The sequence below is a fragment of the Pseudomonas sp. NPDC087614 genome (assembly GCF_044743485.1).
Classification (GTDB): domain Bacteria; phylum Pseudomonadota; class Gammaproteobacteria; order Pseudomonadales; family Pseudomonadaceae; genus Aquipseudomonas; species Aquipseudomonas baetica_A.
This window is the reverse complement of sequence record NZ_JBIUWN010000014.1, coordinates 52079-72018: the sequence shown is the minus strand read 5'-3', so window position 1 is coordinate 72018 and position 19940 is coordinate 52079. Positions and strand designations below refer to the sequence as shown.

The window sequence follows — 19940 nt, the reverse complement described above, 5'->3', positions numbered from 1 at the left end:
CAGCAGTGTGCAGTTCGGTGACGCGAGCGGTTACAGGCTGGTTGCACGTCGTTTGGTGCCGCGGTTGCAATGATGGCGCACGCGGGTTGCGCCTGAAATTTTAAAAGGTTTCACCTTCCGCGGTTTAGACGGTTGCACGCCCAATGAAAATGGGAACGAAACAGTCGAAATAACAAGAAAGCAGCGACTTTTTGAAGAATAAAAAACCGATGGCACGGCCCTTGCTCTGAGCATTCAGTGAAATGAAGTCGCAGTGCCAACTAAAAAAAACCTTGGAGCACCACCTCATGTCCCAGACGTTTTACAAGAAAGGCTTTCTGGCCCTCGCAGTGGCTACTGCGTTGGGTGTTTCTGCGTTTGCTCAGGCTGACATCAAAATCGGCGTAGCGGGTCCAATGACGGGCGCCAACGCGGCATTTGGCGAGCAGTACATGAAGGGCGCCCAGGCGGCAGCCGATGCGGTCAACGCGGCCGGTGGCGTCAACGGGGAGAAAATCGTTCTGGTCAAGGGCGATGACGCCTGCGAACCGAAGCAGGCTGTGACGGTCGCCAAGGACCTCACCAACCAGAAAGTCGCCGGCGTGGTCGGTCACTTCTGCTCCTCTTCGACCATTCCAGCGTCGGAAATCTACGACGAAGCCGGCATTATTGCGATCACCCCGGGCTCCACCAACCCGCAAGTGACCGAGCGCGGCCTGAGCGCCATGTTCCGTATGTGCGGACGTGACGACCAGCAGGGCATCGTCGCCGGCGACTACATTGTCGACGTGCTCAAGGGCAAAAAAGTTGTTGTTCTGCACGACAAGGACACCTACGGCCAAGGTCTGGCTGACGCCACCAAGGCTCAGTTGATCAAGCGCGGCGTGACTCCGGTTCTTTACGAGGGCCTGACCCGGGGCGAAAAAGACTTCAGCACCATCGTGACCAAAATCCGTGGCGCTGGCGCCGACGTCGTCTATTTCGGTGGTCTGCACCCGGAAGCCGGTCCTCTGGTTCGCCAACTGCGTGAACAGGGCTTGAAAGACGTCAAGTTCATGTCCGACGACGGCATTGTGACCGACGAACTGGTGACCACCGCCGGTGGCCCGCAATTCGTCGATGGCGTCCTGATGACCTTCGGCGCCGACCCGCGTCTGCTGCCAGACAGCAAGGCGGTCGTCGATGCGTTCCGCAAGGCCGGCACCGAGCCTGAAGGCTACACCCTCTACGCTTACGCCTCTGTACAAGCCCTGGCTGCAGCCTTCAACGGCGCCAAGTCCAACGACGGCGAAAAAGCGGCTGTATGGCTGAAGAAAAACCCGGTCAAGACCGTCATGGGCGAGAAATCCTGGGACGCCAAGGGCGACCTGAAAGTCTCCGACTACGTGGTTTACGAATGGGACAAGGACGGCAAATACCACCAGCTGGAAAAACAGAAGTAAGGGCTGACGCGATCACCTGAACGCCATAAACCCCTGTGGGAGCGGGCAAGCCCGCTCCCACAGGAGGCGGTGGCGATAGGTAAATCGCGCTCTGACATTGCTCCGACGTAAATCTGTATTTTCCCTAGAAGAGCCGCACGCCTCAGGTGTGCAGGTTCTCACTGCGTGAGATTGCGTTATGGATGGTATTTTCCTGCAGCAACTGGTCAACGGCCTGACCCTCGGGTCGGTCTATGGCCTGATCGCCATCGGCTACACAATGGTCTACGGCATCATTGGCATGATCAACTTCGCCCACGGCGAGGTTTACATGATTTCCGCTTACCTGGCGGCAATCAGTCTGGCTCTGCTGGCTTACTTCGGTATCGAATCCTTCCCACTGCTGATGCTCGGCACGCTGATCTTCACCATCGTCGTCACGGCGGTCTATGGCTGGGTCATCGAGCGTGTAGCCTACAAACCCCTGCGTAACTCCACCCGACTGGCACCGCTGATCAGCGCCATCGGTATTTCCCTGATCCTGCAAAACTATGCACAGATCGCCCAAGGCGCGAAGCAACAAGGCGTGCCGACCCTGCTGACCGGTGCCTTGCGTGTCGACATCGGCACCGGCTTCGTGCAACTGACTTACACCAAGATCTTCATTCTGGTCGCGGCGTTCGTGGGCATGGGCCTGCTGACCTACGTGATCAAGTACACCAAACTCGGTCGTATGTGCCGCGCGACCCAACAAGACCGCAAGATGGCTTCGATCCTGGGGATCAACACCGACCGGGTGATTTCCTACGTGTTCATCATCGGTGCGGCCATGGCGGCGCTGGCGGGCGTACTGATCACCATGAACTACGGCACGTTCGACTTCTATGCCGGTTTCATCATCGGCATCAAGGCGTTCACCGCCGCGGTGCTTGGCGGGATCGGTTCATTGCCCGGTGCGATGCTCGGCGGGATCATCCTCGGGATCTCCGAGTCGCTGTTCTCCGGCCTGGTCAACTCCGACTACAAAGACGTGTTCAGCTTCTCGCTGCTCGTACTTGTTCTGGTCTTCCGGCCGCAGGGCCTGTTGGGCCGTCCTCTTGTGTCGAAGGTGTAAGCGATGTCTTCAACCACTCAAAAAAACATCGATATCAAAAAAAGCCTGGTTGAGTCGATTCTTGCCGGCCTCATTGCCTTGGTCGTGTTTGGCCCGATTGTCGGCGTCGTACTCGACGGCTACAGTTTCAACCTCGAATCGACCCGTGTGGCGTGGATTATCGCCATCGTCATGGTTGGCCGATTTGCCCTCAGCCTGTTCCTGCAAACGCCCAAGGGGCTGAAGATTCTCGACGGATTCGAGAGCACCAGTTCCGGCGTGCATGTGCTGCCAGCCGATCACAAATCAAGCCTGCGCTGGATCATCCCGTTACTGATTCTGCTGGCCGTGGCCGTGCCGTTCTTCTCTAACTCCTACCTGCTTGGCGTGGTCATCCTCGGGTTGATTTACGTGTTGCTGGGCTTGGGCCTGAACATCGTGGTGGGCCTGGCCGGTTTGCTCGATCTGGGTTACGTGGCGTTCTACGCCATCGGTGCCTACGGGCTGGCGCTGGGTTACCAGTATCTCGGTCTGGGCTTCTGGACCGTGCTGCCGCTGGCGGCGATCACGGCTGGCCTTGCCGGCTGTATCCTCGGTTTCCCGGTCTTGCGCCTGCATGGCGACTATCTGGCAATCGTGACCCTGGGCTTCGGTGAAATCATTCGTCTGATCCTCAACAACTGGTTGTCCCTGACGGGCGGCCCGAATGGCATGTCGGCACCGCTGCCGACCTTTTTCGGTCTGGAGTTCGGCAAACGGGCGAAGGAGGGTGGGATACCGTTTCACGAGTTCTTCGGCATCGCCTACAACTCTGACGTGAAGTATTACTTCATTTACGCGGTGTTGTTCCTGGTGGTGCTGGCCGTGCTGTACATCAAGCATCGTCTGGTGAAGATGCCGGTCGGCCGCGCCTGGGAAGCTTTGCGTGAAGATGAAATCGCTTGCCGTTCGATGGGCCTGAACCACGTACTGGTCAAACTGTCGGCGTTCACCATCGGTGCGTCGACGGCCGGTCTGGCCGGTGTGTTTTTCGCGACCTACCAAGGTTTCGTCAACCCGACCTCGTTTACCTTCTTCGAGTCGGCGCTGATCCTGGCCATTGTCGTGCTCGGCGGCATGGGCTCGACCATCGGTGTGGTGATTGCGGCGTTCGTGCTCACGGTGGCCCCGGAACTGCTGCGCGGCTTCGCCGAATATCGCGTGCTGCTGTTCGGCATCCTGATGGTGTTGATGATGATCTGGCGACCACGAGGGCTGATCCGCATCAGCCGTACCGGGGTCACTCCACGCAAAGGTGCCATTCACTACGAGAGGACTGCGCCATGAGTGAAGTCGTACTCTCTGTTGAAAAACTGATGATGCATTTTGGTGGCATCAAGGCGTTGAGCGATGTCAGCCTGAAGGTCAAACGCAATTCGATCTTCGCGCTGATCGGCCCCAATGGCGCCGGCAAGACCACGGTGTTCAACTGCCTGACCGGGTTCTACAAAGCCTCCGGTGGCAAGATCGAACTCAATGTGCGCGGCCAGAAGACCAACGTCATTCAATTGCTGGGCGAGTCGTTCAAACCGACCGATTTCGTTTCGCCGAAAAGCTTCCTCAGCCGGATGTACTACAAGATGTTCGGTGGCACCCATCTGGTGAACCGCGCAGGCCTGGCCCGCACGTTCCAGAACATTCGCCTGTTCAAGGAAATGTCGGTACTGGAAAACCTGCTGGTGGCCCAGCACATGTGGGTCAACCGCAACATGCTGGCCGGCATCCTCAACACCAAGGGCTATCGCAAATCCGAAAGCGACGCGCTCGATTGTGCGTTCTATTGGCTGGAAGTGGTCGATCTGGTGGACTGCGCCAACCGTCTGGCCGGTGAGCTCTCCTACGGCCAGCAACGCCGACTGGAGATCGCCCGGGCCATGTGCACACGGCCGCAGATCATCTGTCTCGACGAACCGGCCGCCGGCCTCAACCCTCAGGAAACCGAAGCGCTGAGCGCGATGATCCGGCTGCTGCGCGACGAGCACGATCTGACCGTGGTGCTGATCGAACACGACATGGGCATGGTCATGAGCATTTCCGACCACATTGTGGTGCTGGACCACGGTATCGTTATCGCCGAGGGCGGGCCCGAAGCCATCCGTAACGATCCAAAAGTGATTGCCGCCTATCTGGGCGCCGACGAAGAGGAGCTGGTATGACTCAACCGATCCTCGAACTCAAAGACCTCGACGTGTTCTACGGTCCGATCCAGGCACTCAAGGGTGTTTCGCTGCAGATCAATGAAGGCGAAACCGTCAGCCTGATTGGCTCCAACGGCGCGGGCAAGTCGACGTTGCTGATGTCGATCTTCGGCCAGCCGCGAGCGGCGAGCGGGCAGATCCTCTATCAAGGCGTCGACATTACCCACAAGTCTTCGCACTACATCGCCTCCAACGGCATCGCGCAGTCGCCAGAAGGACGACGGGTGTTCCCCGACATGACCGTCGAGGAAAACCTGTTGATGGGCACCATCCCGATTGGCGACAAACACGCCAAAGAGGATATGCAGCGCATGTTCACGCTGTTTCCACGGCTTGAAGAACGGCGCAATCAGCGAGCGATGACCATGTCCGGCGGCGAACAGCAGATGCTCGCCATCGCCCGCGCCTTGATGAGCCGGCCAAAGTTGTTGCTGCTCGATGAGCCGAGCCTGGGCCTGGCGCCGATTGTGGTGAAGCAGATTTTCGCCACTCTGCGCGAGCTGGCGAAAACCGGCATGACCATTTTCCTCGTCGAGCAGAACGCCAACCATGCGCTGAAGCTGTCGGATCGGGCGTATGTGATGGTCAACGGCGAGATTCGCCTCACGGGTACGGGGAAAGAGTTGCTGGTGAACGAGGAGGTGCGTAACGCCTATCTGGGCGGGCACTGAGTTATCCCCAGATACACACAGCCCCGGCGACGCAAGTCCCGGGGCTTTTTCATTCCTCGAACCACCACAGCCCCCTGTGGGCGCAAGCTCGCTCCCGCAGTTGATATGCGCAAGTTCCAGAATTGTGGAAAACAAATTCCCCAACCTGCCAAAGCGCGACATATAGACGCTGCAATTGGCTGTTTTTCCACAGTTTTGACTTGTCCCCGTTTGCTGTGGAGCCGGCTGTGAATAACGTGGTAGTAGCTGGCTGCGAGCCTTTGAAACCGTGGCTTTCAGGCGTGTGATTGTTTTTTGATCAGGCTTTTTTGCGTGAGTGACAGACGCCGTTGTCAACCTTTTTATGGGGCGTGTATTGCCGTCGACCCGAGGTTGGTCAGGCTGTGGATAAGTCTGTGATTAAACTCTGGAAAGACTCCGCTAAGCGGCGTAATGACTGGCTTCGCGCAATCATCGCGGTGACTGCTCGGTCGTGCAAAATGCCATGTCCCGCACATCTGCCGCTTCAGGGTCAAGCAAAAAACTTTCTATTCGTCCCGCAAAGCCTTGTGTGGCGAGGCTTTACGCGTTTCCACTTGCCCCCGGAAACTGTGGAAGGGCCTGTGGATAACGTGCGTGCACATGGCTACAAGCCACGTTCGCTATAGCGTTGGCGCTGCTGGTTGTTTTTTGCACAGTTCGCGAGTGTTGCTCGTGATTGCGAGGCCGGGCATGCTGCCACCTGATTTTCTATTTCAAGGGCTGCCTTGGCGGCCGAAGCAAGGAGAACACGATGTCCAACACCCTGTTTATCACCGGCGCGACGTCCGGTTTTGGTGAAGCCTGTGCCCGCCGTTTTGCCGAGGCTGGCTGGAAACTGGTGCTGACCGGCCGTCGTGAAGAACGCCTCAATGCCCTGTGCGCCGAACTGTCCAGGCAAACCGAAGTGCATGGCCTGGTGCTCGATGTGCGTGATCGCAAGGCGATGGAGGCGGCGATTGCCAACCTGCCGCCATCGTTCGCCAAGCTGCGTGGCCTGATCAACAACGCCGGTCTGGCGCTGGGCGTCGACCCTGCGCCGAAATGCGATCTGGATGACTGGGACACGATGGTCGACACCAACGTCAAAGGCCTGATGTACGCCACGCGTTTGCTGCTGCCGCGCCTGATCGCCCACGGTCGTGGCGCTGGCATCGTCAATCTTGGTTCTATCGCCGGCAACTATCCGTATCCGGGCAGCCATGTGTACGGCGCGACCAAGGCGTTCGTTAAGCAGTTCTCGCTGAACCTGCGTTGCGACTTGCAGGGCACGGGTGTGCGGGTCAGCAACATTGAGCCGGGGCTGTGTGAAAGCGAGTTTTCGCTGGTGCGTTTTGCCGGCGATCAGGAGCGTTACAACGCGACCTACGCCGGTGCCGAGCCGATCCAGCCGCAGGACATCGCCGAGACGATTTTCTGGGTCATGAATGCGCCGGCGCACATCAACATCAACAGCCTTGAGCTGATGCCGGTGAGCCAGACCTGGGCGGGTTTTGCCATCGAGCGCAACAAGGTTTAGAGCCAGCAGCCTGTGCCGAGCGAGCACGCTTGGCACAGGTCACAGGCAGCCCATCAACGAAGATAGGCCGCCAGTCCGCTGTAGCAGGTCGCAAGGTGATAGGGCGTCGTCGAAGGCATGTCCTTGCGGCTGACGTCACCTTGTTCATCGCGGCACTCATGCCAGCCACCGGCATGCAGAAAGCGCTGTTGCAATGCTTGCAATTGATGCAGCACCACAGCCTCGCTGTCGGGGCGTAAGGTCAGCGCCCGCAGATATTCGGCCTGCGCCCAGATCCGTTGAGTCGAATCTTTCGGGCGTCCGTCCAGTTCCAGATCAAGCATCGCCCGCACGGCGCCGCACGGCTGCTGCACACCGAATTGCTCGGTAAACGCGAACGCCTTGTCCAGCGCCGAATGCAGTTTCGAGCCGCGCAACAGCGCCGAGGATTGCAGCAGGAAGTACCACTCGAACTGGTGCCCCGGCTCGTACCAGTTATCCACAGCCCCGAGCGGTTTCTCCATCAACACGCCATGTTGTGGATCGATGAACCGCTTGTGCATGGCTGTGCATAACTCAACGAGCGCTTGTTGCGTTGCCGCGTCTTCACGCACTGACAATGTCGCGAGAAAGGCTTCGGCCAAGTGCATCAGCGGGTTCTGCAACGGGCCGGTTTGCAGGGTGATCCAGTCGCGCTCAAGGCACGCTTCGTACAAGCCGTCACCGGTCGCAAAACGGCGGCCGATGATTTCCAGTGCGGCATTGAGCGTCGACTCCACCAGCGGCTCACGGGACTTGTCCCAGTAATGTGCGCAGGCGAACAGGATAAAGGCGTGGGTATAGAGATCCTTGCGCTGATCCAGCGGTTTGCCCTGTGGATCAATGCTGTAGAACCAGCCGCCATGTTCGCCATCGTGGAAGTGTCGTTGCAGCGAGCGAAACAGCGCGGCCGCGCGATCTTCGGCGTTATCCACAACCCCGATCAGGCTGGAAAACAGATACAACTGCCGCGCGCAGGCCATCGCCCGATAGCGTTGCGGTGGCAGCGGCTGATGTGCGGCGTCCAGCGCCTCGTAAGGCAGCGCCATGTCGGCGTTCCAGCCCGGGCCTTGCCAGAGGGGCACGATCACGTTGACGAAATGCTGTTGCACGTCGCTGAACAGGGCGGTCAATTCAGGCAGGGACTTGGAGCGGGAAGCGAGGGGCATGGGCGGACGTCGTCACGGCTGGGGCGATTGCGCGACATGGTAGCAGACAGCATGGGGGGAGCGATGCGGTGTCTGATCGGCCGTCTTCGCGAGCAAGCCCGCTCCCACCATGGATTTAGGGTAAACACAAAACCTGTGGGCTTGCTCGCGAAGGGGCCTGCTCAGGCGATAGAAATCAACCGGCCAGCAACCACGCACCCGTCACCGCCGAAGCAGCACCCGCCAGGCGCACCAGCGGCGCAGCAGCCTGAGGCAGAAAACGAACCACCGCATAACCGGCGGCATGCAGCGCAGCGGTCGCCGCCACAAATCCCGTCGCATACGCCCAGGGACTCGACATGTCCGGCAACTCCAGGCCATGCGCGACACCATGGAACAGCGCAAACAACGCCGTCGCCGCCACCGCCACAACCAATGGCGGACGCACCGCCAGCGCAACCGCCAGGCCCAGCGCCAGCACCGACGCCGCAATCCCGCTTTCCAGTGCCGGCAACTCCAGCCCTTCAAAACCGAGCATGCCGCCGATCAACATGGTGCCGACGAAGGTGCACGGCAGTGCCCAACGCGCCGCGCCTTGCTGCTGAGCCGCCCACAAACCGACGGCAATCATCGCCAGCAAATGATCGAGGCCGCCCATCGGATGGCTGATACCCGCGATCAAGCCACTGTCGCCATGCCCTGGGTGAGCAAAGGCCAGCGCCGGGGTCAGCAGCAGCGCCAGGGCGCCCAGAATACGTTTGAATGTCATGGATAAGCTTCCTTGTTGATAAGTGAATCAGGCTGCGGTCAGCAGGCCCTGGCGTTCAATGAAGGCGATGATCGCTTCCAGGCCCTGACCGGTTTTCTGGTTGCTGAACACAAACGGCTTGCCGTTGCGCATGCGTTTTGTGTCGCTGTCCATCATGTCCAGCGAGGCGCCGACCAGCGGGGCGAGATCGATCTTGTTGATCACCAGCAGGTCGGACTTGCAAATACCCGGCCCGCCCTTGCGCGGCAGCTTGTCGCCGGCCGAAACATCGATCACGTAGATCGTCAGGTCGGACAGTTCCGGGCTGAACGTCGCCGAAAGATTGTCGCCGCCGGACTCCACCAGAATCAGATCCAGCCCCGGGAAGCGTCGGTTCAGTTGATCGACCGCTTCGAGGTTGATCGAGGCGTCCTCGCGGATCGCCGTGTGCGGGCAGCCACCGGTTTCCACGCCGATGATCCGCTCCGGTGCCAGGGCTTCATTGCGCACCAGAAAATCGGCGTCTTCGCGGGTATAGATGTCATTGGTGACCACGGCGAGGTTGTAGCGCTCGCGCAGTGCCAGACACAGGGCCAGGGTCAATGCGGTTTTGCCGGAACCGACCGGGCCGCCGATACCGACGCGCAGAGGTTGTGTGTTCATATGCTTCTCCAAAATAACGGGCCCTAGGAACGGAACAGGCGGCTGTACTGGCGCTCATGGGCCATGCACGCCAGGGACAGACCGAACGCGGCGCTGCCGATGTGTTCGGGGTTGATTCGGGTGGCGTCCTGCTGTGCCTGTTGCAGCAGCGGCAGCAGTTCGCTGGTCAGGCGCTGGGCGGCTTGCTGGCCCAGCGGCAGGGTTTTCATCAGAACGGCCAGCTGGTTTTCCAGCCAGCTCCACAGCCACGCGGCGAGGGCGTCCTGCGGGCTGATGCCCCAGGCACGGGCGGCCAGCGCCCAGCCGAGGGCCAGATGCGGTTCGGTGCACTGCTCAAGAAAATCGCGTGCGGGTGCGTCCAGTTCCGGCAAGCCGTTGAGCAGTTGCTGCAACGAGTAACCCATCTGCCGGCTCTCCAGATGCAACTCGCGGGTCTCACGGCTGGCGCGGTGGGTTTCGCAGATCTGCAGCAGTTCGCCCCAGTTTTCATCCGCCGCGGCCTGACAATGGGCGAGCAGCAGCGGCGCTTCGAATCGGGCGAGGTTGAGCAGCAACTGATCACTGATCCAGCGGCGAGCGCTGTCCGGGTTGTTGACCCGGCCGTTATCCACCGCCATTTCCAGGCCTTGGGAATAGCTGTAGCCGCCAATCGGCAATTGCGGACTGGCCAGGCGCAACAGCGCCCAGGCCGGATTCACAGACGCACGCCGAACTGGTGGAGTTTGGGCGCGTAGTTGAAGTCTTCGTCGCCGTGCCGCGAATGGTGATGGCCGCCGCCGTAGGCACCGTGCTCCGGCTGGAACGGCGCTTCGATGGCTTCGACCTGCGCGCCGAGTTGCTCGAGCATCGCCTTGAGCACGTAATCATCGAGCAAACGCAGCCAGCCCTCGCCGACTTGCAGGGCAACGTGGCGATTGCCCAGGTGATAAGCGGCGCGGGTCAGTTCAAAGGCATTGGCGCAGGTGACGTGCAGCAGTTGTTCGGGGCGGGCGCAAACTCGAACGATGCGTCCGTCTTCAGCCTGTAGGCATTCGCCGTCATACAGCGGTGCCTGACCGCGCTCCAAAAACAACCCGACGTCTTCACCTTCGGCACTGAAACAGCGCAAACGGCTTTTGCTCCGTGCTTCGAAGGTCAGGTGCAACTCGGCGGCCCAGAGGGGTTGAGGGTCGATTCTGCGATGAATCACCAGCATCGGAAAGCTTCCAGCAGTGGACAATACTCAGGCTAGAGCAAGGGGCTTGCCAATCGGACGAGATGTAGGAAATCCCTGTCGGAGCGTAGTGGATGTTTCAAGATGTTGCGGGAATTTGAGAGGTTTTGGTGCATGAAGATTTTTACATGCACCAAATGGAGGCCGAGACGCTGATCCAATTGTGGGAGGGGGCTTGCTCCCGAAAGCGGTGTGTCAGGCAGGCATGTTTCGACGGGCACACTGCATTCGGGAGCAAGCCCCCTCCCACAGGAGATGTATGACTATTTGGAGGGAGGAGGGTTATTCGGTACTGCCCAGCCCTTGCCAGTGCTTGAGACCGATAAAGATGAAGCGCAATTGCTGGGTGATCTTCGCCTGAGGCGTCAGATGCTCCGGCAAGGCTTCGGCGGGCGGGTCGATGATGTCCGGCAGGGTGGCGAAAACGGATTTGACGATCAGGTCGGCCATCACGCTCAGGCCGGCTGCGTCCAGGTGCTGAAGCTTGGGCATCAGCCCAAGGTCAGCCGCCAGGTCTGCGCTGATGTTTTCGCGCAAGCGGCCAATCGCCTGTCGCACCGGTTGCGAGCCGCCGTACTGCTCACGGGCCAGAAACAGAAATTGCGAACGGTTGGCGCTGACCACATCAAGAAAGATGCGCACCGACGCATCGATAATGCCGCCCATGACGAATTCGTTGTGGCGCACCAAGCGGATGGTCTCGCGGAAGGTCTGGCCGACTTCACTCACCAGCACCAAGCCCAATTCGTCCATATCGGCAAAATGCCGATAGAAACCGGTGGGCACGATTCCGGCGGTTTTCGTCACTTCGCGCAGGCTCAGGCTGCCGAATCCTCGGCCGCTTTCCATCAAGTGGCGGGCAGCGTCCATCAGGGCGTTGCGGGTCTGTTGTTTCTGTTCGGCGCGGGGCAGCATCGCAGACGTGTTCTTTGGCAGGACAAGCGCCGCACTCTAGCAAATCGGCTTTATCGGCGTCGAACGGCAGCGGGGATGCAACGGAGGGAAATCGCGACTTCTTTAACGCTGTGGCTGAAAAGTCAAAAGCCCAATCGGGGAATTGGGCTTTTTTTCCAGGCCACCACGGGCTTAGCTTAAAGCGGCGTTGCGTTCGATCACACGGTCACCACCACCTTCGGCGAGCGCCTGGCCTTGTGGGGTTTTGTCGTAACCGTCTTCAACCAGGCCTTTTTGTTCAAGGCGGTTGCGACCGTTTTCGGCGAGCGCCTGGCCTTGTGGGGTTTTGTCGTAACCGTCTTCAACCAGGCCTTTTTGTTCAAGGCGGTTGCGACCGTTTTCGGCGAGCGCCTGGCCTTGTGGAGTTTTGTCGTAGCCATCTTCAGCCAGGGTCTGGCCTTGTGGCGTGCGGTCGGAACCGTCAGCAGCAACGGTCTGGCTGAATACGGAGTAGCTGGTTTTGACTTGTGGAGTCGCCTGTTCGGCAGCGGGCAGGGCGAAAGCAGTGCTGGCTAGCATCGACAGGGTAAGGCTGAGCAGTAATTGGCGTTTCATGATGGGTTGCTCCTTGGGAGGGCGATAAAGTGGGTACGAGGGCAATGCTACTCTCGATAAGTCGATATAAAAGTTCATAAACGCAATGGTAATAATCAACAGAATTGATTGTTCTGGCGGGAGGCTCTAGAACGGGCCTTTCAGGGTGACGGTTTTGCACCTTGGTGGGTATTTTCGACCCACTCGCGCCTCACAAAAGTGCGGGGGGCGGTAACGCTGTTCGACCAATCGGTCAGATTTGCGTGGCTTTTTCCGCCCAGATCCGGCTTTCGATTAAACCTGCGGGCCTTTTGCCAGTCACAGAATTCATGAGGGCCGCTTTGGCCCGTCGTTTCAGCCGTTCGCCGTGATGTGGGCGTGCGGTCGTCATCAGGAGCTTTGTGCATGACGCGCACCGGAAAAATCTTCAGTTGGACCTTCGCCACCCTTGTACTGCTCTTGGCCGTGCTGGTCCTGATCATCGTGTTCTTCGACTGGAACCGGATCAAACCGCCGCTCAATGCCAAAGTCTCGCAAGAACTGCATCGACCATTTGTCATTAACGGCAACCTGGCGGTGATCTGGCAGCGTGAACCGGATGAAGGGGGCTGGCGTGCCTGGATACCCTGGCCGCATGTGGTCGCCGAGGACTTGAGCCTGGGCAATCCGGGCTGGTCGAAGACGCCGCAGATGGTCACGCTCAAGCGCGTTGAGCTGCGCATCTCGCCTCTGGCGTTGTTGGCGCAACGTGTGGTCATCCCGCGCATCGACCTGACCGAGCCCAACGCTGAGTTGCAACGCCTGGCCGATGGCCGGGCCAACTGGACGTTCACGTTTGATCCCAAGGACCCGAATGCCGAACCGTCGAACTGGGTGGTCGATATCGGCGCCATCGGTTTCGACAAGGGCCATGTGACGCTTGATGATCAAACCCTCAAGACCAAGCTGGATGTGCTGATCGATCCGCTGGGCAAGCCGATTCCGTTCAGCGAAATCGTCGGTGACAAAGCGGCGAAAACGGCGAAGGACAAGGGCAGCGCGCCACAAGACTACGCGTTCGCGTTGAAGGTCAAAGGCCAATATCACGGCCAGAACCTCACCGGCCAAGGCAAGATCGGCGGGTTGTTGGCGTTGCAGGACGCGAGCAAACCGTTCCCGCTGCAAGCTCAGGCGAAAATCGGCGACACCCGCATTGAATTGGCCGGCACCCTGACCGACCCGCTCAACCTCGGCGCCCTTGACCTGCGCCTGAAACTGGCCGGTGCCAGCCTCGGCAATCTCTACCCGCTGACCGGCGTGACCCTGCCGGATACGCCCCCGTATGCAACCGACGGCCATCTGATCGCCAAGCTGCATGACGCGGCGGGCGCGACATTCACCTATGAGCAATTCAACGGCAAGATCGGCGGCAGCGACATCCATGGCGACCTGACCTACATCGCCAGCCAGACACGGCCAAAACTCAGCGGCGCGCTGGTATCCAATCAATTGCTGTTCGCTGACCTCGCGCCGTTGATCGGTGCTGACGCCAATGACAAGCAAAAGGCCCGGGGCGGCGAGAGCAAGCAACCGGCCGATAAAGTGCTGCCGGTCGAGGCATTCAAGACCGACCGCTGGCGGGCGATGGACGCGGATGTTGAATTCACCGGCAAGCGCATCGTCCACAGTGAAAAACTGCCGCTCACCGACCTCTATACCCATCTGAAACTCGATGACGGTGAGCTCGGCCTGGAACCGCTGCGCTTCGGCGTCGCGGGCGGCAATCTCGACGCACAGATCCGCCTCAACGGGCGCACCGAACCTTTGGAAGGCCGGGCCAGATTGACTGCGCGCAAGTTCAAACTCAAGGAACTGTTCCCGACGTTTGAGCCCATGAAGACCAGTTTTGGTGAGCTCAATGGCGATGCCGATATCAGTGGTCGCGGCAACTCGGTTGCCAAGTTGCTGGGCGGCGCCAACGGCAGCCTGAAGATGCTGATCAACGACGGCGCGATCAGTCGTGAGTTGATGGAACTGGCCGGTCTCAACGTCGGCAACTACGTGGTCGGCAAGATCTTTGGCGACAAGGAAGTGAAGATCAACTGCGCGGCGGCGGACTTCGACATCAAGACCGGTTTGGCGACCACGCGACTGTTTGTCTTTGATACCGAGAACGCGATCATTTACGTCGACGGCACAGCGAACATGGCCACCGAGCAACTGGACCTGACGGTGACCCCCGAATCCAAGGGCTGGCGTCTGATCTCGCTGCGCTCGCCGCTGTATGTGCGTGGCAAGTTCATCAAGCCCGATGCCGGGGTCAAAGCGGTGCCGCTGTTGCTGCGCGGGGCGGGGATGGTGGCGTTGGGGGTGATTGCTGCACCGGCGGCAGGGCTGCTGGCGTTGGTGGCGCCCAGTGGCGCAGAGCCGAATCAGTGTGCGCCGCTGCTTGAGCAGATGAAGGCGGGCAAGGCGCCGGTGACCGTCAAGCCAAGCAAGTAAATCTACAGCGCCTGTCAGGACGCCATCGCGGGTTTGCCCGCGATGGCAATTTCGAAGGTTTAGAGGTCGTTCAGAATGTCCGCCATGTCATCGGCATGTTCTTCTTCCTGAGCCAGAATATCTTCGAAGATACGCCGGGTGGTCGGGTCTTTATCACCGATGTACTGAATGATCTCGCGGTAGCTGTCGATAGCGATCCGTTCGGCCACGAGGTCTTCGTAGACCATTTCCTTCAAGGTGTTGCCGGCCACGTACTGGGCGTGGGACATCTTGGACAACAGGTCGGGGTTGAACTCAGGCTCGCCGCCCAATTGCACAATGCGTTCAGCCAGGCGGTCAGCGTGTTGCGCTTCCTGAATGGCGTGTTCGAGGAATTCGTCGGCGGCCACGCTGGCTTTCAAACCGTTGGCCATGAAGTAGTGGCGCTTGTAGCGCAAGACGCAGACCAGTTCGGTGGCCAGCGATTCGTTGAGCAAGCGCAGCACCTCTTCACGGTTGGCGCTGTAGCTTTCGGTGACGGCACCGTTTTCAACGTGTTGCCGTGCGCGCTCGCGCAGGGTTTGAACATCAGACAAATGCAGGTCGCTCATTTCAGTCTCCTGGAGGCTAATCCGATTGGCGCCACGTTCTACAGTCGTGATCGCCTACCCAGGTTGTGAGTCTTGAGCGACGCAAAAAGTTTTATGGGATTTTTTGCGGTCTTGGCGCCCGTCATCCAAACGCTTACCGGTGGGGCTGATGGTGGCGGGGCGGCAGGCTGCTCATCGAGTTGTCATCTTCAGGGCGGATGCTTGGCGGGCGTTTTGCATGCCTTGCATCCACTCACCGACCACAAGGATGTTTGCCCATGTCGACGCGTTATCCACTGGTGCTGGTGCCGGGCATGCTCGGGTTTATCCGGCTGGTATTTTATCCGTATTGGTTCGGGATCATCAAGGCGTTGCGCCGTGGTGGTGCGACGGTGATTGCCGTGCAGGTGTCGCCGCTCAACTCGACCGAGGTGCGCGGTGAGCAGTTGCTGCGGCGCATCGAGGAGATTTTGCGCGAGACCGGCGCGGCCAAGGTCAACCTGTTCGGTCACAGCCAAGGCTCGCTGACGGCGCGTTATGCGGCGGCCAAACGTCCGGATCTGGTGGCTTCGGTGACCTCGGTCGCCGGGCCCAATCACGGTTCGGAGCTGGCCGATTACCTGCTCAAGCACTACCCCGCGGACAGTGCCAAAGGGCGCGTTCTTGATGCGTTGCTACGCGCTATCGGCTGGATGATGGCGTTACTCGACACCGGTTATCACGGGCCGAAACTGCCGGTGGATATCCATGCCTCGCATCACTCGCTGACGACAGCAGGCGTGGCGCTGTTCAATCAGCGTTATCCACAGGGGCTGCCCGACACCTGGGGCGGGCACGGGCCGGAAGTGGTCAATGGCGTGCGTTATTACTCGTGGTCGGGGACGTTACAGCCGGGCAAGACCGATCGCGGCGGTAATCTGTTTGACGGCACCCATCGCAGCTGTCGGCTGTTTGCCACGACGTTCGATCGTGAGGCGGGGCAGTGTGACGGCATGGTCGGGCGTTACAGCTCGCATCTGGGCACGGTAATTGGCGATGACTTTCCTCTGGACCATTTCGATATCGTCAACCAGTCGCTGGGGCTGGTCGGGAAGGGGGCTGATCCGGTGCGGCTGTTTGTCGAGCATGCGGCGCGGCTCAAGGCTGCCGGGGTCTAGCGGTCAGCCCAAGTGAGCGTTCTTCGCGAGCAAACCCGCCCCCACAGGAAAATGCAGGCCAAATGGGGCAGTGGGCTTGCTCGCGAAGAGGCCGGATCAGGCAACGCGGCGTTTATGGCCCAGCACGGTGGTCCAGCGCTCGGAAAGAATCACCCCTCCCAAGGTCAACAACCCGCCGACCAAGTGATACATCGCCAATTGCTCCTTCAACACCAGCGCCGCAATCAGCGCCGTGATCAACGGCAGCAGGTTAAAGAACAGTGTGGTGCGACTCGGCCCCAGGCGCTGCACCGCCTGCATCCACGCCAATGGCGCCAGCATCGAAGCCAACAGACACGCGTACAACACCAACGGAATGTTCTGCTGGGTCAGGCCGGTTTTCGGCGAAACAGCAAACAGCGGAAACAACACCACAATCGCCACCAGCACCTGCAAATACAGCAACACCAGCGGCGGCAAACGCAGCTGCCATTTCTTCAGCAACGTGCTGTAAACCGCGTAAGCCAGGGTGGCGATCAGCATCATCGCGTCCCCCAGATTCACCCCGTGTTGCAGCAGCGCGCCGAGGCTGCCGGACGACACCACCACCAGCACACCGGCAAACGACAGCACGGCACCGACCAATGCACCGGCGGTCAGGCGCTGGCCCAGGCTGATGATCGCCATGGCCAGCGACATCAAGGGCATCAGCGACAGGATGATGCCCATGTTGGTCGCTGTGGTCAGGGTCGCTGCGAAATAGGCGAGGCTTTGGTACACCGCCATGCCGAGCACCCCGAGCACAAAGATTTTGCCCAGGTTCGGGCGGATCTTCGACCAGTGGGCAATCACCGGTTTGAGCATGAACGGGGTGAACAGCAAGCCGGCGAGCAGCCAGCGGTAGAAACCGATTTCGGCCGGGAAGATCGCGCCGACGGCGAGCTTGTTGATCACGGTGTTGCCGGCCCAGATAAAAATCGCCAGCAGGGGAAAAGCGTATTGCATGCGTTGAAACCAGAACGTTAATGAAGCGTGATTATCCTCTGTCTGGATACAGCCCTATACTTCGAACCGGACAACCTGCCTCTGAAACCGGACAGCATGAACAGCAAACACATCGATCTGCTGGATTTCAGCGAACTGCCGTCGACGGTGTACTTCCGTTACGCCGACTTCAACGCCCACGAATTCGCCGCGCCGCACCGCCATCCGTGGGGCACGCTGGAGTATGCGGCTCATGGCGTGCTGCACATGGACGTCGACGGCAGCCGTTTCATGTCGCCGCCGCAATACGCGGTGTGGGTGCCGCCGCAGGTCGAGCACAGTTTCTACAGCCATCAACCGGTCAATTATCGGGCGGTGTGTCTCGCGCCCAAGGTCTGTGCCGAGTTGCCGGCGCGGGCTTGCACGCTGGCGATCAGCGACATTCTCAAGGCGATCCTCAAGGACTTCGCCGCCCGCGACGTGAAGATCCCCGAACACGATGCCGATCAGCGTCTGGCCCAGGTGCTGGTCGATCAACTGCAACAGGCGCCGGTGCATGAGTGTTACCTGCCGTATGCCAGCAGTCCCGGTTTGCTATCGATCCTCGACGCGTTGCAGGCCGATCCGGGCAACAACCAGCCGTTGGCACAGTGGGCGGCGCAAGTGCATGTCAGCGAACGCACGCTGGCTCGGCAGTTCGTGCGCGAACTGGGGATGAGTTTCGGTGAGTGGCGCCAGCGCCTGCGCTATCTCGCCGCGATCGATGCACTGGAAACGTCGCGCAGCGTGCAGGAAATCGCCTTCGACCTGGGTTACAGCAGTGGCTCGGCGTTTATCGCCATGTTCGCCCGTCAGGCCGGATGTACGCCGGAGCAGTACCGGCGCAGCCACCTGGAAGGCAGGAAGGTGTAACAAGATTTGGCTACACTTCTGCGTAGGCCGCATCCATCGGTGCGGCGACAAGGAGAAAACTCCATGAAGATGTTGCGTGTCCCTTTGTTGATGATCGGTCTGCTGCTGTGCTCCCAGGGTTTTGCCGCCACCGCGCAACAGAACAAAATGACCACCTGCAATGCCGATGCGACCGCCAAGAGCCTGAAAGGCGATGAGCGCAAAACGTTCATGAGCACCTGCCTCAAAGCCGTGCCAGCAGCCAACGATGGCAAGGCGATGACGCCCCAGCAGCAGAAAATGAAAACCTGCAACGCTGATGCGAAAACCAAGGCGTTGACCGGCGATGCACGCAAGACTTTCATGAGTGATTGCCTGAAGAAAAAGTAATCAGCAGGGATATGCGGCGAACGGGCCGGCCTCTTCGCGAGCAGGCTCGCTCCCCCATTGAAATGCGTACCCCAGTGGGAGCTAGCCTGCTCGCGATGGGGCCATTGAGCGCACCCACACTCCTCGCCCCTGCATATTCCTAGTGCTCCCCCCGGATCGCTGGCAGACTGCCCATCCTTTTACGCCGTTCGTTTTGAGGCTGTATGCCAACGTTTTCTCAGCGTCATGTTGTGTTCTGGGTCAGTTGCATCATCATTTTCGGCGGTTTGCTGCTGGTGTTGCCGCTGCGCTTGCTGCCCAGTCTGTTGGCCGGATTGTTGGTGTTCGAATTGGTCAACATGCTCACCCCGCAACTGCAACGGCTGATTGAAGGCCGCCGCGCACGTTGGCTGGCGGTGGCGTTGCTCGGTACGCTGGTGGTCAGTGTGCTGGCGCTGCTCTTCGCCGGCGCCATCAGTTTCCTGCTGCACGAAGCGGAAAATCCCGGGGCGTCGCTCGACAAATTCATGGGCGTTATTGATCGCGCGCGCGGTCAGTTGCCGCCGTTCATCGACGCCTACCTGCCGGCCAGTGCGGCGGAATTTCGCGTGGCGATCGGCGAATGGGCCGGCAAACACCTGGCCGATCTGCAACTGGTGGGCAAGGACGCAGCGCACATGTTCGTCACGCTGCTGATCGGCATGGTGCTTGGCGCAATCATCGCGCTGCAGCGCATACCGGACGTGACCAAGCGCAAGCCGCTGGCCGCCGCACTGTTCGACCGCTTGCACCTGCTGGTGCAGGCGTTTCGCAACATCGTCTTCGCGCAGATCAAGATTTCCCTGCTCAACACCTTCTTCACCGGCATCTTCCTGGCGGTGATCCTGCCGATGTTCGGCATCAAACTGCCGCTGACCAAAACCCTGATCGTGCTGACCTTCCTGCTCGGCCTGCTGCCGGTGATCGGCAACCTGATGTCGAACACCCTGATTACCATTGTCGGTCTGTCGCTGTCGATCTGGGTGGCGCTGGCGGCGCTGGGCTACCTGATTTTTATCCACAAGCTCGAATACTTTCTCAACGCGCGCATTGTCGGCGGGCAGATCAGTGCCAAGTCGTGGGAGTTGCTGCTGGCGATGCTGGTGTTCGAGGCCGCGTTCGGCCTGCCGGGGGTGGTGGCGGGGCCGATTTACTACGCGTATCTCAAGAGTGAGTTGAAGCTGGGCGGGATGGTTTGATTCAGATTTTGTAGTGTTTGAGCGGGCCTCTTCGCGAGCAGGCCCGCTCCCACATT

Annotated in this window: 20 protein-coding genes; 11 read left to right on the top strand and 9 right to left on the bottom strand. The window is 59.8% G+C overall.

The annotated features are described in order from the left end of the window. The first annotated feature begins 287 nt into the window (after window positions 1–287). The 6 genes from ACIOWA_RS08250 to ACIOWA_RS08225 all read left to right on the top strand — a co-directional run bounded on the left by ACIOWA_RS08250 (window position 288) and on the right by ACIOWA_RS08225 (window position 6938). Window positions 288–1421, top strand: coding sequence for an ABC transporter substrate-binding protein (locus ACIOWA_RS08250; RefSeq protein WP_221733066.1), 1134 nt, complete (start codon window positions 288–290; stop codon window positions 1419–1421). A gap of 178 nt (window positions 1422–1599) precedes the next feature. Beyond that, window positions 1600–2514, top strand: coding sequence for an ABC transporter permease subunit (locus ACIOWA_RS08245; RefSeq protein ID WP_221733065.1), 915 nt, complete (start codon window positions 1600–1602; stop codon window positions 2512–2514). 3 nt (window positions 2515–2517) lie between these two features. Further along, a complete protein-coding gene (livM, locus tag ACIOWA_RS08240; protein ID WP_401159222.1) occupies window positions 2518–3819 on the top strand; it encodes a high-affinity branched-chain amino acid ABC transporter permease LivM in 1302 nt (433 codons plus the stop codon). Then, complete coding sequence (locus ACIOWA_RS08235; protein WP_339538214.1) at window positions 3816–4688, top strand: ATP-binding cassette domain-containing protein; 873 nt, start codon at window positions 3816–3818, stop codon at window positions 4686–4688. Before livM ends, ACIOWA_RS08235 begins: the two co-directional genes overlap by 4 nt. Further along, the gene (locus tag ACIOWA_RS08230) at window positions 4685–5401 is read left to right on the top strand and encodes an ABC transporter ATP-binding protein (RefSeq protein WP_339431794.1); all 717 of its coding nucleotides are present in this window, start codon (window positions 4685–4687) and stop codon (window positions 5399–5401) included. Before ACIOWA_RS08235 ends, ACIOWA_RS08230 begins: the two co-directional genes overlap by 4 nt. 772 nt (window positions 5402–6173) lie before the next feature. Next, on the top strand, window positions 6174–6938 hold the full coding sequence (locus tag ACIOWA_RS08225) for an SDR family oxidoreductase (RefSeq protein ID WP_339431795.1): 765 nt from the start codon (window positions 6174–6176) through the stop codon (window positions 6936–6938). Between the two features lie 53 nt (window positions 6939–6991). Here ACIOWA_RS08225 and ACIOWA_RS08220 read toward each other — a convergent pair whose 3' ends face one another. From ACIOWA_RS08220 to ACIOWA_RS08190, 7 genes are all read right to left on the bottom strand, one after another. Beyond that, window positions 6992–8125, bottom strand: a complete 1134-nt coding sequence (locus ACIOWA_RS08220) for an AGE family epimerase/isomerase (protein WP_339431796.1) — start codon at window positions 8123–8125, stop codon at window positions 6992–6994. Window positions 8126–8300: 175 nt separating this feature from the next. Then, complete coding sequence (locus ACIOWA_RS08215; RefSeq protein WP_401159219.1) at window positions 8301–8873, bottom strand: HupE/UreJ family protein; 573 nt, start codon at window positions 8871–8873, stop codon at window positions 8301–8303. Between the two features lie 27 nt (window positions 8874–8900). Next, window positions 8901–9515 carry an urease accessory protein UreG gene (gene ureG, locus ACIOWA_RS08210; RefSeq protein WP_339431798.1) on the bottom strand — a complete coding sequence of 205 codons (615 nt, stop codon included), beginning with the start codon at window positions 9513–9515 and terminating at the stop codon, window positions 8901–8903. Between the two features lie 23 nt (window positions 9516–9538). Continuing rightward, window positions 9539–10213 carry an urease accessory protein UreF gene (locus tag ACIOWA_RS08205; RefSeq protein WP_339431799.1) on the bottom strand — a complete coding sequence of 225 codons (675 nt, stop codon included), beginning with the start codon at window positions 10211–10213 and terminating at the stop codon, window positions 9539–9541. Continuing rightward, the gene (gene ureE, locus ACIOWA_RS08200) at window positions 10210–10710 is read right to left on the bottom strand and encodes an urease accessory protein UreE (RefSeq protein ID WP_339431800.1); all 501 of its coding nucleotides are present in this window, start codon (window positions 10708–10710) and stop codon (window positions 10210–10212) included. The genes ACIOWA_RS08205 and ureE overlap by 4 nt, the downstream gene beginning before the upstream one ends. Before the next feature lie 300 nt (window positions 10711–11010). Beyond that, the gene (locus tag ACIOWA_RS08195; RefSeq protein WP_339431801.1) at window positions 11011–11643 is read right to left on the bottom strand and encodes a TetR family transcriptional regulator; all 633 of its coding nucleotides are present in this window, start codon (window positions 11641–11643) and stop codon (window positions 11011–11013) included. A 171-nt stretch (window positions 11644–11814) separates the two neighbouring features. Further along, a complete protein-coding gene (locus ACIOWA_RS08190; protein WP_401136272.1) occupies window positions 11815–12237 on the bottom strand; it encodes a hypothetical protein in 423 nt (140 codons plus the stop codon). Window positions 12238–12621: 384 nt separating this feature from the next. Here ACIOWA_RS08190 and ACIOWA_RS08185 point away from each other — a divergent pair, with 384 nt between their 5' ends. Continuing rightward, window positions 12622–14697 carry an AsmA family protein gene (locus ACIOWA_RS08185; protein WP_401159216.1) on the top strand — a complete coding sequence of 692 codons (2076 nt, stop codon included), beginning with the start codon at window positions 12622–12624 and terminating at the stop codon, window positions 14695–14697. Between the two features lie 59 nt (window positions 14698–14756). Here ACIOWA_RS08185 and ACIOWA_RS08180 read toward each other — a convergent pair whose 3' ends face one another. Further along, on the bottom strand, window positions 14757–15287 hold the full coding sequence (locus ACIOWA_RS08180; RefSeq protein ID WP_221732851.1) for a bacterioferritin: 531 nt from the start codon (window positions 15285–15287) through the stop codon (window positions 14757–14759). Window positions 15288–15544: 257 nt separating this feature from the next. Here ACIOWA_RS08180 and ACIOWA_RS08175 point away from each other — a divergent pair, with 257 nt between their 5' ends. Next, window positions 15545–16423, top strand: coding sequence for an alpha/beta fold hydrolase (locus tag ACIOWA_RS08175; protein ID WP_401159214.1), 879 nt, complete (start codon window positions 15545–15547; stop codon window positions 16421–16423). A 96-nt stretch (window positions 16424–16519) separates the two neighbouring features. Here the strand turns inward: ACIOWA_RS08175 and ACIOWA_RS08170 are convergent, their stop codons facing one another. Next, window positions 16520–17407 carry a DMT family transporter gene (locus tag ACIOWA_RS08170; protein WP_401159212.1) on the bottom strand — a complete coding sequence of 296 codons (888 nt, stop codon included), beginning with the start codon at window positions 17405–17407 and terminating at the stop codon, window positions 16520–16522. Between the two features lie 96 nt (window positions 17408–17503). Between ACIOWA_RS08170 and ACIOWA_RS08165 the strand changes: the two genes are divergently transcribed. The 3 genes from ACIOWA_RS08165 to ACIOWA_RS08155 all read left to right on the top strand — a co-directional run bounded on the left by ACIOWA_RS08165 (window position 17504) and on the right by ACIOWA_RS08155 (window position 19884). Continuing rightward, the gene (locus tag ACIOWA_RS08165) at window positions 17504–18298 is read left to right on the top strand and encodes an AraC family transcriptional regulator (protein WP_401159210.1); all 795 of its coding nucleotides are present in this window, start codon (window positions 17504–17506) and stop codon (window positions 18296–18298) included. 63 nt (window positions 18299–18361) lie between these two features. Then, on the top strand, window positions 18362–18667 hold the full coding sequence (locus ACIOWA_RS08160; protein WP_401159208.1) for a PsiF family protein: 306 nt from the start codon (window positions 18362–18364) through the stop codon (window positions 18665–18667). 203 nt (window positions 18668–18870) lie between these two features. Beyond that, window positions 18871–19884 carry an AI-2E family transporter gene (locus tag ACIOWA_RS08155; protein ID WP_221732846.1) on the top strand — a complete coding sequence of 338 codons (1014 nt, stop codon included), beginning with the start codon at window positions 18871–18873 and terminating at the stop codon, window positions 19882–19884. The last annotated feature ends 56 nt before the right edge of the window (window positions 19885–19940 follow it).

Coding starts and splice junctions, on each gene's coding strand:
- ACIOWA_RS08165 (WP_401159210.1), top strand. CDS start 17,504: ATGAACAGCAAACACATCGATCTGCTGGATTTCAGCGAACTGCCGTCG.
- ACIOWA_RS08245 (WP_221733065.1), top strand. CDS start 1,600: ATGGATGGTATTTTCCTGCAGCAACTGGTCAACGGCCTGACCCTCGGG.
- ACIOWA_RS08195 (WP_339431801.1), bottom strand. CDS start 11,643: ATGCTGCCCCGCGCCGAACAGAAACAACAGACCCGCAACGCCCTGATG.
- ACIOWA_RS08160 (WP_401159208.1), top strand. CDS start 18,362: ATGAAGATGTTGCGTGTCCCTTTGTTGATGATCGGTCTGCTGCTGTGC.
- livM (WP_401159222.1), top strand. CDS start 2,518: ATGTCTTCAACCACTCAAAAAAACATCGATATCAAAAAAAGCCTGGTT.
- ACIOWA_RS08170 (WP_401159212.1), bottom strand. CDS start 17,407: ATGCAATACGCTTTTCCCCTGCTGGCGATTTTTATCTGGGCCGGCAAC.
- ACIOWA_RS08155 (WP_221732846.1), top strand. CDS start 18,871: ATGCCAACGTTTTCTCAGCGTCATGTTGTGTTCTGGGTCAGTTGCATC.
- ACIOWA_RS08235 (WP_339538214.1), top strand. CDS start 3,816: ATGAGTGAAGTCGTACTCTCTGTTGAAAAACTGATGATGCATTTTGGT.
- ACIOWA_RS08175 (WP_401159214.1), top strand. CDS start 15,545: ATGTCGACGCGTTATCCACTGGTGCTGGTGCCGGGCATGCTCGGGTTT.
- ACIOWA_RS08180 (WP_221732851.1), bottom strand. CDS start 15,287: ATGAGCGACCTGCATTTGTCTGATGTTCAAACCCTGCGCGAGCGCGCA.
- ureE (WP_339431800.1), bottom strand. CDS start 10,710: ATGCTGGTGATTCATCGCAGAATCGACCCTCAACCCCTCTGGGCCGCC.
- ACIOWA_RS08185 (WP_401159216.1), top strand. CDS start 12,622: ATGACGCGCACCGGAAAAATCTTCAGTTGGACCTTCGCCACCCTTGTA.
- ACIOWA_RS08230 (WP_339431794.1), top strand. CDS start 4,685: ATGACTCAACCGATCCTCGAACTCAAAGACCTCGACGTGTTCTACGGT.
- ureG (WP_339431798.1), bottom strand. CDS start 9,515: ATGAACACACAACCTCTGCGCGTCGGTATCGGCGGCCCGGTCGGTTCC.
- ACIOWA_RS08220 (WP_339431796.1), bottom strand. CDS start 8,125: ATGCCCCTCGCTTCCCGCTCCAAGTCCCTGCCTGAATTGACCGCCCTG.
- ACIOWA_RS08250 (WP_221733066.1), top strand. CDS start 288: ATGTCCCAGACGTTTTACAAGAAAGGCTTTCTGGCCCTCGCAGTGGCT.
- ACIOWA_RS08225 (WP_339431795.1), top strand. CDS start 6,174: ATGTCCAACACCCTGTTTATCACCGGCGCGACGTCCGGTTTTGGTGAA.
- ACIOWA_RS08190 (WP_401136272.1), bottom strand. CDS start 12,237: ATGAAACGCCAATTACTGCTCAGCCTTACCCTGTCGATGCTAGCCAGC.
- ACIOWA_RS08215 (WP_401159219.1), bottom strand. CDS start 8,873: ATGACATTCAAACGTATTCTGGGCGCCCTGGCGCTGCTGCTGACCCCG.